This window comes from Paraflavisolibacter caeni, assembly GCF_025628885.1.
GTDB classification, from domain to species: Bacteria; Bacteroidota; Bacteroidia; order Chitinophagales; family Chitinophagaceae; genus Flavisolibacter; species Flavisolibacter caeni.
Map to the genome: position 1 here is coordinate 60749 of NZ_JAOTIF010000017.1, position 15612 is coordinate 76360.

9 protein-coding genes are annotated in these 15612 nt (G+C 40.0%); 8 read left to right on the plus strand and 1 reads right to left on the minus strand.

The genetic code is table 11. The features are described 5' to 3' along the window. Positions 1–85 precede the first annotated feature (85 nt). The 8 genes from OCK74_RS18165 (at position 86) to OCK74_RS18200 (ending at position 14627) form a co-directional block, all read left to right on the plus strand. Positions 86–898, plus strand: a complete 813-nt coding sequence (locus tag OCK74_RS18165) for a hypothetical protein (RefSeq protein WP_279298492.1) — start codon at positions 86–88, stop codon at positions 896–898. Positions 899–900: 2 nt separating this feature from the next. Then, entirely contained in the window at positions 901–2934 is a 2034-nt protein-coding gene (locus OCK74_RS18170; RefSeq protein WP_279298493.1) for a ComEA family DNA-binding protein, read from the plus strand. Between the two features lie 580 nt (positions 2935–3514). Further along, positions 3515–6673 (plus strand): SusC/RagA family TonB-linked outer membrane protein, encoded by a 3159-nt coding sequence (locus tag OCK74_RS18175; RefSeq protein ID WP_279298494.1) that lies wholly within the window; start codon positions 3515–3517, stop codon positions 6671–6673. Between the two features lie 10 nt (positions 6674–6683). After that, the gene (locus OCK74_RS18180) at positions 6684–8222 is read left to right on the plus strand and encodes a SusD/RagB family nutrient-binding outer membrane lipoprotein (protein WP_279298495.1); all 1539 of its coding nucleotides are present in this window, start codon (positions 6684–6686) and stop codon (positions 8220–8222) included. A 20-nt stretch (positions 8223–8242) separates the two neighbouring features. After that, positions 8243–9109 carry a BT_3987 domain-containing protein gene (locus tag OCK74_RS18185; RefSeq protein ID WP_279298496.1) on the plus strand — a complete coding sequence of 289 codons (867 nt, stop codon included), beginning with the start codon at positions 8243–8245 and terminating at the stop codon, positions 9107–9109. A 96-nt stretch (positions 9110–9205) separates the two neighbouring features. Continuing rightward, on the plus strand, positions 9206–9520 hold the full coding sequence (locus OCK74_RS18190) for a DUF3467 domain-containing protein (RefSeq protein ID WP_279298497.1): 315 nt from the start codon (positions 9206–9208) through the stop codon (positions 9518–9520). 415 nt (positions 9521–9935) lie between these two features. Then, positions 9936–13136 carry a SusC/RagA family TonB-linked outer membrane protein gene (locus tag OCK74_RS18195; RefSeq protein ID WP_279298498.1) on the plus strand — a complete coding sequence of 1067 codons (3201 nt, stop codon included), beginning with the start codon at positions 9936–9938 and terminating at the stop codon, positions 13134–13136. 9 nt (positions 13137–13145) lie between these two features. After that, positions 13146–14627 carry a SusD/RagB family nutrient-binding outer membrane lipoprotein gene (locus tag OCK74_RS18200; protein ID WP_279298499.1) on the plus strand — a complete coding sequence of 494 codons (1482 nt, stop codon included), beginning with the start codon at positions 13146–13148 and terminating at the stop codon, positions 14625–14627. 70 nt (positions 14628–14697) lie between these two features. Here the strand turns inward: OCK74_RS18200 and radC are convergent, their stop codons facing one another. After that, positions 14698–15390 carry a RadC family protein gene (gene radC / locus OCK74_RS18205; protein WP_279298500.1) on the minus strand — a complete coding sequence of 231 codons (693 nt, stop codon included), beginning with the start codon at positions 15388–15390 and terminating at the stop codon, positions 14698–14700. Positions 15391–15612 lie beyond the last annotated feature (222 nt).

Sequence of the window (15612 nt, forward strand, 5' to 3'; positions counted from 1 at the left end):
GAAGAAAGATTACCATTGAAATAAACTTTCTTCCTGCAGGCTTGCACTTTTAATTAGTCATGTTTATTTTACATGAAAACTAACTGTGCATAACTGCTTATTCTTTTTGCTTGGATTGATTCCATTAATATCGACCTCGCAAGTTCTTCATCTGCCTGAGCTCAGGGCCCCTTTACAAGCAACCACTTATAGCAAACTTCAAGCTGAGGCTTTTTCATTTACATCCAACCAGGCTGCACTAGCCATTTTCAAAAAGCCTGCTTTTAGCATTTATGGCGAAAAAAGGTTTCTTCTGGATGAGCTGGCATTTTTCGCTGCTTCGGCAGTTCTGCCTACAAGCAGCGGCAATTTTGGATTTTCTGCCAGGCGTTTTGGCTCCCTCAATTTTAATGAAACAGAAGCGGGTTTAGCGTATGGCCGCAAGCTAAATGACAGGGTTTCGATAGGCGCACAATTTAATTATCGAGCTTTCAAAGCCAATGGTTATGGTAGTTCAGGTTTATTAGCTGTTGATGCAGGTGCTATTTTCCAATTTTCTGATGAGCTCAGGGGTGGGTTCCACGTTTATAAACCTGCTGGAACGCTGACTGGAAAAGAAAGTGAGACAAAGCTGGCATCCGTATATGAAATAGGATTAGGTTATGACGCATCTGATCAGTTGTTTCTATCTGCTATCGCAAACAAGGTGGATGGTTTGGGGATGCAGGTAACAGCATCACTACAGTATGCTTTTACCAAACTTCTGCTTTGTAAAGCAGGTATTTCCAGCGGCTCTGCTTCCTTTTTTATGGGGGCTGGAGTGGAATTGAGTGATTTCAGGATTGATGCCATTACTTCCTATCATCAAAACTTGGGAATTACACCCGCTGTTCAATTATCATATCATTTGCCTGATTAAGAATGACACGCTTTTTTGTATTAATGGTCATGGTGCTTGCAGTGCAAGCCATATATGCCCAGGAATTGCCTTCTGGTACACAACAACAGCTCGAAAACCTGGCTGAACTAACAGAAAACGAGACGGTAGACGATATCTTGTTACAAGAGTTGGAGTCATATAAAAAACGACCATTGAATTTAAATGAAGCTGAAGCCGATGAATTGCATGTTTTTCCTTTCTTGAGCGCTTTGCAAATACAGAATTTTCTTGCCTACCGGAAGTCCTTGGGTGGTTTTATAGATATTTACGAATTGCAGAGCATTCCTGGGTGGGACATATCAACCATTCGTAAGATGCAGCCTTTCATTACCATCCGGAAGCCGGTAACTTTCTCTGCTAGCATTAAACCAAGGCTAAAAGGTGGCGCACATTTTCTATTGCTACGGTCGTCGCGGATTTTAGAGAATAGTGACGACTATGATACTTCACGTTCTGCCCACTACCTGGGAAATCCTAATTATCTTCTTTTGAGGTATCAGTATAAGTACAACAATTTATTGCAATATGGTTTTACAGCCGAGAATGATGCGGGGGAACAGTTTTTTAAAGGTGCTCAATCAAAAGGCTTTGACTTTTATTCGGCTCATTTATTCACGCGCAATGTTGGGATTTTTAAAGCCATCGCTCTTGGTGATTTTAGTGTCAATTTGGGACAGGGATTAGTACAATGGCAGTCTATTTCGTTTATGAAAGGAGCTGAGGCTGCTTCGATAAAAAAACAGGCACCAGTATTAAAACATTACACATCTGCGGGAGAGTTTTATTTCAACCGGGGTGTAGGTCTTACCATCCAAAAATGGAATACAGAGGCAACCTTGTTTGGATCAGTCAGAAAATTGGACGCTAATATTGTAAAGGATTCAATCAGTGGGAGTGAGGCCGTTAGTAGTTTTATCAGCTCAGGGATGCACCGATCCTCATCAGAAATTATGGATAAAGCCAGTGTTGAACAGCATTCAATTGGTGGCAATCTTTCCTGGAAGGTCAGATCTTTTCATATTGGATTCAATGCAGTTGCTCACAATTTTTCTAGCCCTGTAGAGAAAAGAGATGATCCCTATAATCTTTTTGCATTAAAAGGAAGTTCAGCCATGAACATGAGTACAGATTACAGTTTCACATACAGGAATTTTCATTTTTTTGGAGAAGCCGCTGCTGATGAAAACTTTTATAAAGCCATCCTAAGTGGGTTACTTGCAAGTTTGCATTCCAAGGTGGACTTATCGGTACTGCATCGACACTATGAAAAAGATTATGTGACTGTATACGGTAAAGCTTTTTCTGAAAGTACAATGCCTACAAATGAATCTGGTTTGTATTTAGGTATACGTTTGCGGCCAACCGTTAATTTGACAATAAATGCATATAGTGATGTTTATAAGTTCGCCTGGTTGAAATACAGGGTCGATGCTCCTTCTACCGGCCGGGATTATATGATTCAAGTTACTTATCAGCCAAACAAACAGATGGAATTGTATACCCGATACCGCAATGAACGGAAGTATATCAATAATACAGCAGCAGAAACAGAACTGAATGAAGTGATTCCTAAGTTGCGTCAACAATGGCGCGTTCATATGAGTTGTGTTCTGGCATCTCAATTAACATGGCAGAACAGAATGGATGTGGTTTGGTATGATAAAGGTGGTAATAAGGAAGAAGAAGGGTTTCTGTTTTTTACAGGATTAAATTATAAGCCGCTGAAAAAACTTTCTGCAAATGGACGGATTCTGTTCTTCGAAACTTCTGGTTTTTATAGCAGGATCTATGCTTATGAAAATGATGTTTCGTATTCCTTTACCACTCCTTTCTATAATGGCAACGGTCTTCGTTATTATGTAAATCTCAATTACGATGTATTAAAACACCTCTCAGTATGGTTGAAAATAGCCAGAACTTCTTATCAAAACAATTTGTCCATTGATGCTTCTGATTCAGGTACCAACGCAATGGCAAAAACTGAGATCCGGTTACAGGCAGCATTACAGTTTTAAAAGATAATTGTCCCAGTAAACTCTGCTATAAAAATGCAGGCTGACCAATTCATTTGCATAACTCATGCATTAAAATTGGAAGGAACATAGCTCATTAATGCTGATATGTTTTAAAATTAGGTATCTATTCATCAAGCATGGACAGCGACAATTGATATTCCATCAATAATAGATGAGATTTAAGATTTAATCGATATATATAATATTATTCTATTTGTATAAGTTGAATAAAACATCTCGTGCTCAACAAAAAGTTCAATAATTTTTGTTGATCATGCATCATTATCAAAGGATTAACTGTCTATAGGAGTTGTTTAGGTGAAATTCCTGCATTGGATTCGTGTATCTTTTTTAAAAAATAGTATATAGAGGAGCATGTAACGTGTTGATATTTCAAGTCTAATAACCTGAAAGTTTAGTACCCCCGAAAACAGATTAGTACCCAAGCTTGAATAAGATAAATGCTTTGTTTGGTATGCTCGTTTTGTTATGAAATAATATGGTAAAGCAGGCTGCTATAAAGTTGTATATATCTTTTTTACTATAATTCAATGCTTTAAATTAAAAATTCGGAGTACACATGAGAAAAATTGCATCACTGTTCACGGTGCTAATGCTGCTATGCACATTGGCGTTTGGCCAGGCCCGCACAGTAACAGGTACGGTCAAAGATGATAACGGCAATCCTATACCTTTTGCTACAGTTGCCGAAGCCGGAACAAAAAATGGAACCACAGCAGACGAAAAAGGTAATTTCAGTCTTACAATCCGTAACCCGAATGCAAAATTGGCCATTACAGCCGCCGGGTTTCAAACAGTCTCTTCTCCAATAGGAGAAGGTCCTCAGGCAATTACTTTGGCCAGATCTGAGGGCCAATTGTCCGAAGTAGTTGTAACTACAGCCTTGGGTATCAAACGTCAGGCAAAAGAATTGGGATACTCAACTGCACGTGTTTCAAACAACCAATTGACACAGGCAAAATCTACCAACCTGCAAAACGGGTTAACAGGTAAAGTGTCTGGTGTAAATATTACCACAGTAAATAGTGGCGTGTTTGAGGAATCAAGGATTAACCTGCGTGGTATCCGTTCCTTGACCGGTAATAACCAGCCATTAATGGTTGTGGATGGTGTTCCCACTCCTCTGACTTTTATTTCCACTATAAATCCCTCTGACGTTCAGGAAGTAAATATTTTGAAAGGAGCTTCTGCAGCTGCTGTTTATGGCCCCGATGGAGTAAACGGTGTCATCATTGTTACAACCAGGAGAGGAGCTTCCGGTAAGCCCTTTGTAAGTATTGGTTACACTGTTCAACTGGCCAAGGTCTCTTTTCTACCAGACTTGCAAGATAAATTTGGAAGTGGTAGCAGTGAAGATGCACTCGGCAGGCCAGAGTATGATTCTGTAGAAAACCAGCAATATGGTCCTCGATTTGACGGCACTATGAGACCTTTAGGACGGATGTTGGAAGATAGTTCTCAGCAGGTGGTTAAATACAGTCCAACAGATGAAAGAAAGAAATTCTGGAACGATAATGGCTTAACTCAGCAGGTGGACGTTTCTTTTGGAGCAAAGGATTATTATATCTCATTCCAGGATGCTCGAATCCATGGGTTGATGCCACAAGATAAAAACCGCCGTACTTCGTTTAGATTAAATTCTTCTAAGGATTATGGAAAGTTCAGGGCCACAGCTAACTTAAATTACATTCAAACCAATTATAACGTCGTCAATGATGCCGCATATGCTAACAGGTTTTCAAGCAGTTACAATGGTAGTGTTTACTTTACGGTATTGAATACTCCTGCACAAGTCCCCTTAACTTCATATAAAGATCCTAAAACGAATAAGTATGCAGAATACTCCAATTACTACAATGAGTATTTTGTAAATCCCTATTGGGTGATTGAAAATCATAGAACTATAGGTCGGGGCGATAACTTTTTAGCTTCGGCTGAAGCCAACTTCGATTTTACTGATTGGTTGACTGCTACTTATCGTGCAGGTGCCTCCTTTGGTTTCAACTCTTACAAAAGTGAAAGCTCTCCAATTGAAACAACCGAGTGGGCTCAGGAAACCAGGGGACAGCAGTATGATCCTCAGCCTGGCTTTGTAGGAGATGGTGAATCCTATATCAGCCGGATTACACATGAATTGTTTTTGAATGGTAGAAAAGAAGTAAAAAATGATTTCAGGTTGAACTACATTTTAGGCTTCAGGTACCGGCAGAATGATTCCAAAAATATCAATGTTCAGGGCAACAACCTTGTTGTGCCTTACCTGTTCAACCTTTCCAATAGAACCGGCGAATCAATAGCCTTCGAAAATAATTTTCGGAATCGACTTTTTTCTCTTTTTGGCCAGATCGGTGTGAACTATAAAGGATGGGCCAACCTGGAATTTTCAGCTGCCAATGACTGGGACAGTCGCCTGGATGAATCGAAGAACTCTTATTTCTATCCGGGAGTGAGTGGCTCTGTTATACTTACTGATGCCGTTCCTGCATTAAAAGGCAACCGCACCATTTCATATGCAAAAGTCAGGAGCGCTATTTCGAAATCTGCAAACGTAAACCTGGGGATCTACCAACTGGAAGCTATCTATACACAAACCAATGGATTCCCTTATGGTGGCCTGGGTGGATTTAGTGCAGCTAATGTGGTTACCAACCCATTGATTGAACCAGAGTTTGTGAATTCGTTTGAAGTCGGTGTAGAATTAGGTTTCTTCAGGAACAGGATCAACCTGGATGCAACTTATTTCCACCAAAAAAATACAAACCAGATATTGGAAGTGCAACAGTCTGCAGCTACCGGTTATCCTTCCTTTTTCACCAATGCTGCTGACTTCAATAACTATGGTGTTGAAATGGATTTAAACCTTTCTCCGCTGGTATATCTGGGACAAGGAAGAATCAACTTTGGCGTGAATGTTACTTATAATGACAATAAAGTCAAATCTCTGTTCCCTGGTATCAATGAATTAGCCATTGGTGGTAGTAATGAATTTACTCAAATAGCTGCAAGTTCTCCGGATGTCTTTAACTATGCGATTGTTGGAGAGCCAGCATTTGTATTCAAATTAACTGATTACAAAAGAGATCCGAATGGAAGAGTGATCGTCGACAGGATTACGGGCGATCCTAGCCTGGAAGATAGTTTAGTAACCAGGGGACGCACTTTGCCACTTTGGATAATGGGCTTCAATCCATCTTTCAACTGGAAAGGTTTGACAGTGGCGATGACCTGGGATTACAGGGGCGGTCACTTTGCTTATCATGGCATTGGTTCGGATATGGACTTTACCGGTATTTCAGAACGTAGTGCACAATTTAACCGTCAGCGTTTTGTTTTCCCAAATTCTGTTTACTGGGATGGCTCTAAGTATGTTCCGAACGAGAATTTAACAACGTCAGGTGGCGGAAGGAACTTTTGGGCTGTGGGCGCCACCAACACAGCCATCGGTACAAACTATTTTTCAAGCGCAGCTTTCTGGAAGTTGAGAGAGTTGGTGATTTCATATGACATACCTTCTAAATATATTGGAGAAACGAAAGTGATTAAAAAAGTAGTTGTAGGCGCGGTTGGTAGAAACCTCCTTACTTTTTTACCGAAATCAAATCAATGGACCGATCCTGAGTTCAACTATACTTCAGCAGGTAACACTTACGGGATTAACAACGTATTCGCCACACCTCCTGCAAGATACTTTGGCGGGTCAGTTACATTAACGTTCTAAAATGTTTAAAATGAGAACCAATATAAATAAGTTACTTTTCTTTTCCGTATTGCTTTCTATCGGGATGGTAGGATGTCAGAAAAAATTGGATATCAATCACAACCCAAATAATGTAACTGAATCCAATATTACGGCCGAGTTAATTTTACCTAATGCCTTACAGGGCGTTGGTGCCCAGACTGCTGTGGGAAACCGTACGATAGATAATGACGGTTACGCCACCGGTTATGGATGGGTTTCCAACTGGATGGGACATTTTTCTCCATCCGGTTCCTATAACCCAAGTACCGAAGAGTCTACCTATAACATTACCAATACTTTCCAGGATACGAGATGGCCTGGCCTATATAATGTTTTGTTTGATCTTTATAACGTTGAACAAAAAGCATTGGAAAGCAATCAGCCATACTATAGGGCAGTTGCGATGATCAACAAAGCTCATTTGTTCCAATTTTTAGTGGACATTTATGGAAATGTTCCATATTCCCAGGCGTTTAAACCAATTGAATTCCCTGCGCCAGCCTACGATAAAGCAGAGGATATCTATGCAAATTTGCAAGTGCAGTTAGATACAGCAGTTGCAATTTTGAGTGAAGTAGTTGATCATGTGCCTTCTTCTGCCGAAACTATAGATATCGTTTATCACGGGGATGCTGAAATGTGGATTAAAATGGCTAATACAATTAAGCTTAGGCTTTTGATCAGGACTTCCGAGATCAATGCGAATCCAACAGCCGAACTGGCAAAGATCAAAACCAATGGAGGTGTTTTGCAATCTGGCGAAAGCGCAGAGGTAAACCCAGGTTACTTGAATGATGTAGGTAAGCAAAATCCTTTCTATTCAGCTTATGGACTTTTGCCTAGTGGTAATGTGGCCAATGAATATTACAGGGCCAATGCTTATATGATCAATGTATTAAAGAACAATCTTGACCCTAGACTGGCGTACTTCTTTGCTCCTGCAAAAAACGGGGGGCAGTTTGTAGGTACAGTGTATGGCTCTCCTCCGGATGATGCATATAATGGAGATAAAACTTCGAATATTGGTCCGGGCTTGGCTAAATCATATGACCAGGGTCAGTGGATCGTGACTTCTGTAGAAAGTATGTTCCTGCAAGCCGAAGCAGTGGCCAGGGGTTGGGATGTTGGCTATTCTGGCTCTGCTCAGCAGGCATACGAGGAAGCTGTCACTGAATCATTTATTTGGTTAGGAGTTGATGACGCAGAAGATGCTGCTGCAGAGTATTTAAGTGAAGCAAGGAATGCTAAATGGGCAAATGCTGGTTCCAGCATGGACAGCAGGATAAAGTTCATTGTAAACCAAAAATATATTGCAATGGTAGGTATCAATCCAATAGAAGCCTGGAATGATTACAGGAGGCTAGGTGTGCCTGCAGACGTTCCGCTATCAGTGAACCCTGCTCGAGGTTCAAGAACAATACCCGTCAGGCTATTATATCCTCAGACTGAATACGCTGTTAATGGGGCTAACGTACAAGCTCAAGGCAATATCGATCCTAATACAAGAATCTTTTGGGACAAACAATGATTACCATAAAAAACATGATTATGAAATCAATCAATAAATTTCTGCTTCATTCAAGTGCCTGCCTGCTTCTGATGGTTTTAGGGGTAAGTTGCTTAAAAGATGACGATTATGATGAAGGGAAGGAAAATATAAATATCAATAAAAGTATTAAACTTGTTGAGATCATGGGCCCTATCGAAGGCTTTTATACAAAGTCGCTTGATTATAGCACGGGTGATACAACCGTACAACTGGTGAATTTAAATCTGGCTGCACTCGATCCCGCTCCTGAGGATTTAAAAGTTACGCTGGCTGTTGATCCCGCAGTAATAGCAGATTTTAATGCACGGAATGACGAGAATTTTACCCCATTGCCAGCATCTTATTTCAACTTTCCAACCATGGATGCGACGATACCTAAAGGACAGAGAGAGGCCGTATTAAGTGGAACTATAAAGAATCCTAGTTTTCTCGAATCAGGTAAATACGCTTTAGGAATGAAAGTGGCAAATGTTTCTAACCCGGATATTAAAATTAGCGGGAACTATGGCCAGCAATTGATCTCGCTCCGTGTTAAAAATAAATATCACGGTCTTTACCATGCAGCAGGTGTTTTTCACCACCCTACAGCAGGTGATAGAGATATCGATGAAGAAAAAGAACTCACTACAGAAGAGCCCAATTCTGTTTTGGCACCATTAGGCGATTTAGGCGGCGCTGGTTATCAAATGCTTTTGATCATTAATGCAGATAATTCAGTTACCATTGAGCCGAGAGGAGTAACGCCCAATATTGATCAACATTGGGGGCGCAATTATTATGATCCTGCCACCAAGTCATTCCATTTGCATTATTCATATAATACTTCAGCTCCCCGGATTGTAGAAGAAGTGATCACCAGGGAGTAGAGTTATCTATTTTTATTGACTAAAGGGCTGCATTTTTTGCAGCCCTTTTTCTTTTTCATTGATATGCTTTATACATTTGATTCCTTAATTTTATTTATGCAAGATCCAAATCAAAATCAGAATCAAATTAATATAGAGATATCGGAAGAAGTAGCAGAAGGCAGTTATGCCAACCTCGCTATTATTACCCATTCCCATGCCGAGTTCGTGATTGACTTTGTAAATGTGATGCCAGGTACACCTAAAAGCAAGGTGAAATCGCGCATTATCTTTACCCCTCAACACGCCAAACGCTTTATGAAAGCGTTAATAGAAAATGTGAACCGATATGAAGCCGCTAACGGCCCGATTAAAGACCTGGAAGAAATTTCAATCCCCTTAACCTTTGGAGGCCCGGCAGGACAAGCATAATATTTTCTTTGTATAAACCTCTAAGTCGTTATGCATATTACTTCGTCAAGGCATGGTTATAAACTATGCCTTGACGAAGTATATCCATTTGTTACATATTCTTCTGTTATAATGCGATCTCAAAACACTACTTATCCCATATAAACTTTCTTTCATTTTAATTGGGATTGCTTGTAATATGTACTCCAAACACTTAATATGTATAAAAGTTTGCAAATGATTAAAGCCCTGATTTGCGGTTTAGAATAAATATTAATTTTTAGAATATTTATTTTGGAAGGCCGATTTTTAAAAAAAAATTCTATTTTTGGCTTTATTGCAGAGCTTACCCATTCGAAGCCAGATGGTTGCTGACACAGGAATCATTGATTTCTAACCATATTTTAATGCTTTAAATTTTAAATTCTAAGTTCACATGAGAAAAATTGCATCGCTGTTTACAGTGCTGATGCTATTATGCGCATTAGCATTTGGCCAGGCCCGCACGGTAACGGGGACGGTCAGAGACGATAATGGCAATCCAGTACCTTTTGCCACAGTTACCGAATTAGGAACAAAAAATGGTACAACCGCAGATGAAAAAGGTAATTTCAATATTACCATTAAACAAAATGGAAGGTTAGCAATTACTGCTACAGGGTTTCAAACACAAACACTCCCCTCAGGAGCCGCTGCTCAAACAATTACCCTTAAAAGGGCTGAAGGACAGTTGTCGGAAGTAGTAGTCGTAACTGCTAATAATATTAAGCGTGATAAAAAATCTTTGGGATATTCTGCACCAGTAGTTAAAGCAGATGAACTGACCAAAGGAAACGCATCAAGCGCAATCAATGCCTTGCAAGGTAAAGTAGCCGGTGCAAACGTTACTGGTACTGCTGGTGCGCCTGGTAGTTCAAGTCGGATTGTATTGCGTGGTGGTTCTTCCATTACTGGTAACAACCAGGCGCTGATTGTAATTGATGGTGTGCCTATTGATAATTCCAGCGTAATTGGTGGGGGTGCTTTGACTAGTGTCGACTATGGTAATAGAGGAAATGATATCAATTCTGAAGACATTGAATCCATTACTGTATTGAAAGGGCCTGCGGCAGCAGCCCTGTACGGTTCTAGGGCTTCTAATGGTGCATTAATTATTACCACTAAATCAGGTAAAAAGGGTCAGAACAAAAAGAATGAAATTACTTACTCAAGCTCTGTTGGTTTTTCTAATATTTTAAAACTGCCTGATTTCCAAAATCAATATGGAGAAGGATATGATAATGAAACCTTTGACCCAAAAGAAAATTTTAGCTGGGGGCCAGCCTTTGACGGTAAAGTTCGTGGCTGGGGCCAGGCAATCAATGGAAAGCAATTAGAACGCCCATACAGCGCTGTTGCTGATAATGTAAAAGATTTCTTTGCAACAGGCCAGACTTTCACTAACAATCTTTCATTTTCAGGAGCTGGAGACAAGAGCACCTATTATTTGTCTCTGAATTCTTTGAATTCAAATGGTGTAATGCCTGGTGATGCTGATAAGTATAATAAATATGGTGTAAGATTTAATGGCTCTACACAATTGGCCAATAATTTTACCTCCAGCATTTCTGTAAGCTATACCAAAATTAAAAGCAATGCTATACAGGGTGGGCAGGCTGATGGATCTGTTTATGATAATGTGCTGCAAATGCCACGCAACATTCCATTGACTGATTTGAGCGATTTGAGCAATCCATATTATAGCATGGGCGGTACTTTTGATAAAGATGGTAACGAAACTTATGGATATTATGGTGCTTACACCTTAAATCCATATTTCCTATTGAAAAACTACAGAAATTTTAATGATGTTGATCGTATCACAGGAAATTTTTCTGTAAATTATAAAGCTACAGATTGGCTGGACATTACGAACAGGTTGGGTACTGATATTTATGCTGACCGCAGGCGCAGACAAGAACCCAGATTCTCTCTGATACCTGCTGATAATACTTCAGGAGAATATTCTTCTACTGGTAATATTCAATCCAGTAATGGTTATTTTGGAGCTTTCCAATATAATTTATCAGAAATCGTCAACGATTTGATGATCACTGCCCACAAAGACTTTAATAAAGATTTCAGAGGTAGTTTAATGGTTGGTCATAATGTACGCAACAGGATTTATACAGAGTTGGAAGCAGCCACTAATACTGCAGGATTAGTAATTCCGGGTTGGTACGATTTGGATAACAGTAATGGTCCGCTTAGATCATATGACAACTATTCGAAGAGAAGATTAGTGGGGGGTTATTCAGAACTTAACTTATCATATAAAAATTATTTATTCCTGGGTGCTACAGCCCGCAATGACTGGTCCTCTACTTTGCCAGAGGGAAGCAATTCTTTCTTCTATCCTAGTGTAAACGGAGCATTTATTTTTACCGAATTGACGCATGGTTCCAAAATAGCAAATGTGCTGAATTATGGTAAAATCAGAGCTAGCATAGCGCAGGTGGGTAATGATGCTGATCCATATTTGTTAAAAACCTTGTATGAGAAAACTTCTATTAATGGAGGTTTTGGTTCCACCATATTTCCGCTAAATTCTGTGCCAGGCTACACGTTGGGTGATAAAATAGGTAATCCCAATTTGAAGCCCGAAATTACCACAGCTTATGAAGTGGGTGCTGAACTTGGATTTTTGAAAAATAGAGCATATGTTGATTTTTCATATTACAAAAACAGTTCGAAAAATCAGATATTATCAGTGCCAGTAACTCCTACTACAGGGTTTTCTTCCAGGGTAATGAACGCAGGTTTGGTTGAAAATAAAGGTGTTGAGTTGAGTGTACGTGCAACTCCTATTCAAAACGCTTCTGGGTTTACGTGGGAAATATTTGGAACTTATACCCACAATAACAGTGTAGTGAAGGAACTTGATGTAGATCAGGTTGTCGTTGGCGGTTTTAGCGGGATGAGCATAGTTGCAGCTAAAAATCGTCCTTATGGAATGTTTTATGCCCGTGACTTGTTAAAAGATGATGAAGGACATGTGATTGTTGATGCGGAAACCGGTATGCCTCAACTAACTCCAGATGCAGTGTACCTGGGTTCTTATAATCCAAAATACATGGCCTCTTTGGGTACTAACTTAAGTTATAAAGGAATTTCATTGAGTATTTTGTTTGATACGAAACAAGGTGGTAAATTCTATTCCAGAACAAAAGACATTCTGGATTTTGTAGGCACAGCTGCCGAAACGGTTGACTATAACAGGGAGGGAGACGTATTTAAGAACTCTGTTGTACTTGATCCTACTTCTGGAAAATATATCGCTAATACTACTGAATTTTTCCCACAGGATTATTATACCGATTTGATCCCTGCTGGCCAGCATGTAGTTGATGCTTCTTACATCAAATTGCGTGAACTGGGTTTAAGTTATGATCTGCCTCAAAGCAAATTGAGAAATACGCCTTTTGGAAAAGCTTCAATCGGAATATTTGGAAACAACCTTTGGATTAAAACTGCAAAGGAAAACAAATATGCTGATCCTGAAGTCAATTCTACCGGTAGTGGTAATGAACAGGGTTTTGACTTTACAGCACAACCATCTGTGCGCAATTATGGTGTTAATCTTAAAGTTTCCTTCTAAAAAAAAACTATGAAATCATTATATAAGAATTTGCTGACTGTAGCAGTGATGACAGCTGCAGTCGGCTTTACAGGATGCAAAAAATTCCTTGATGTAAATGAAAGTCCTAATGGGCCGGAAAGCGCCCAGGAATCACTGGTATTGCCTTCAACACAGGGAGGAATTGGCATGGTGGTAGGCAATAATTTTCAAGTCTATGGTGGACTATGGAGTGAATATTGGACACAAAATACGACTGCTTCCCAGTACAAGCCAGTTGAAAGATACCAGCCTGATGCCGCTAATTTTGATAGGCCATGGGGAATATTATACAATATAGTGCTCAAGGATATAGAGCAATTGATTGCCAAAGCAGATCAGGAAAAATATAAGCAATATGCAGCCATTGGCTATATTGAAAAGGCATATGTTTATCAATTACTGACAGATGCTTTTGGAAATGTGCCTTTGAAGGAAACCATGCAAGGTGCGGATAATCTTTTCCCTCATTACGATGAGCAAAAGGTTGTTTATGATAGCATCTTGGTATGGGCTGCAAAGGGAGTGTCTTTAGCTAATAATTCTTCTTCTTATAAACCAGGTACAGATGATATTGTATTTAAAGGAGATATGAATTTGTGGAAAAGGTTTGGAAACACTCTTTTGTTAAGGGCTAGCTTGCGTCTTTCGGAAGTGGATGCAGCCAAGGCTCAAGCCGGAATAGCAGCGTTGTTTGCAACTTCCCCAACCTTTTTGACCTCTGATGCAAAAATCACTTATACATCTGTGGGTGGTAATCAAAATCCATTGTATGCTGAAAGTGTAGGCTTAGGTCATGTGCAAAATCTGATTGCGAGCAAGACTGCAATAAATGCATTTAAAGCAAATTCCGATCCCCGGATCAATTACTTTTATTTGTCTAGGTATACAACTGGTGCTCAGACTGGTCAAATATTTGGTCATTTGCAAGGAGACTATGATACTCAGCCCGGTTCCACTGTTTTGCCTGCCTATCCAAGCACCAATGTGGGAGGAAGGGCCGGTTCTTCAAGGGCTGCAACTTCAGGTATTGCACCTGTAATCTTGATGAGCGCAGCAGAAGCTTACTTCTTGCAGGCAGAAGCAGTAGCACGTGGCTGGGCTACTGGCATTGTGGCTACATTATTTCAAAATGGTATTACTGCCAGCTTTACTGCTACTGGTTTGGCTAGTTCTGCACCTGCATATATTGCGGCTGCTCCTGATGCTCAACTGCCACTTGATAAAGAAGGTCAGATCAAAGCTATTATTACACAGAAATACTATGCTATGTGTGGCACACAAGGTTTTGAGGCTTGGAGCGAATACAGAAGAACAGGTTATCCCAACTTTTTAGTTCCTTCGGTTGCTTCTACATTAGGATCTGGAAAGCTGCCACAACGCTTTTTATATCCAAACACAGAAGTTACCCGTAATACAAACTTCCCGGGTCAAAAGCTACTCTATGACCGTGTGTGGTGGGATGTAAAATAATTTTTGCAAGACTGATCTAATAAAAAACCGCCCGAAGGCGGTTTTTTATTTTGTCCAAACAAATTGTAAACTACAGTATCCCCTCATCCGCAAAACTGAAATACCCATCCTCGCTTACAATAAGATGATCCAGCACTTTAATGTCAAAATATCGGGCTGCCTCCTTTATTTTCATTGTTAGTTCTTCATCAGCCCTGCTAGGTTTCAGACTTCCGGAAGGATGATTGTGACAAAGGATAATACTAACAGCATCTTCTTCTAGTGCTTTTCGTAAAATAATCCTGGGATCAGCCACTGTACCAGTCATGCCGCCTTCAGAAATTTTCTGAATTCGATTCACTTTGTTCGCTCGATTCAGGTACATCACTGAAAATACCTCATGCCGGTAGTCTTTATAAAGCGTTTGCAGGTACCTGGCAACATCACTGCTGCTGGTAATCACCTCTTTTTCCCGCGAAGCTGAAGCCTGCCTCCGCCTTCCCAATTCCATTGCAGCAACAATAGTAATTGCCTTCGCCTCGCCAATACCTTTCACTTTCATGAGTTCTTTAACATTAAGTTTGCCCAGTTCAGGAAGATTGTACTTTGCCAGCTTTAAAACATCCTTTGCCAGGTCTAAAGCACTTTTTTCACGGATGCCATTCGTAATTAATATGGCTAATAATTCAGAGTCACTAAGAGAATCTGGACCTTTTAGAATGACTTTTTCCCGTGGTCGGTCATCAACCGCCCACTCTTTAATAGTTTGTTTTGGTTCTTGCATAATGCCAATAATAAATAATATGCGCCAAAATTTATATGATCTCAATGGGTGCAAAGCACCACATTTCCCCATCTTCCAACCACGCTCATATTTTATTTTCTCTCGATCTATAGAGACTTTATAGAGATGTTATAGAGACCTTATAGAGACCTTATAGAGACATTACTGCGGTCTAACTGCATAGGTACTCCCTGTATACTCCGTATCCAAGCCATATCTGCT

What these genes read in the sequence shown, in the direction of transcription:
- OCK74_RS18170 (WP_279298493.1), top strand. Translation starts at nt 901, where the DNA reads ATGACACGCTTTTTTGTATTAATGGTCATGGTGCTTGCAGTGCAAGCC.
- OCK74_RS18175 (WP_279298494.1), top strand. Translation starts at nt 3,515, where the DNA reads ATGAGAAAAATTGCATCACTGTTCACGGTGCTAATGCTGCTATGCACA.
- OCK74_RS18180 (WP_279298495.1), top strand. Translation starts at nt 6,684, where the DNA reads ATGAGAACCAATATAAATAAGTTACTTTTCTTTTCCGTATTGCTTTCT.
- OCK74_RS18185 (WP_279298496.1), top strand. Translation starts at nt 8,243, where the DNA reads ATGAAATCAATCAATAAATTTCTGCTTCATTCAAGTGCCTGCCTGCTT.
- OCK74_RS18190 (WP_279298497.1), top strand. Translation starts at nt 9,206, where the DNA reads ATGCAAGATCCAAATCAAAATCAGAATCAAATTAATATAGAGATATCG.
- OCK74_RS18195 (WP_279298498.1), top strand. Translation starts at nt 9,936, where the DNA reads ATGAGAAAAATTGCATCGCTGTTTACAGTGCTGATGCTATTATGCGCA.
- OCK74_RS18200 (WP_279298499.1), top strand. Translation starts at nt 13,146, where the DNA reads ATGAAATCATTATATAAGAATTTGCTGACTGTAGCAGTGATGACAGCT.
- radC (WP_279298500.1), bottom strand. Translation starts at nt 15,390, where the DNA reads ATGCAAGAACCAAAACAAACTATTAAAGAGTGGGCGGTTGATGACCGA.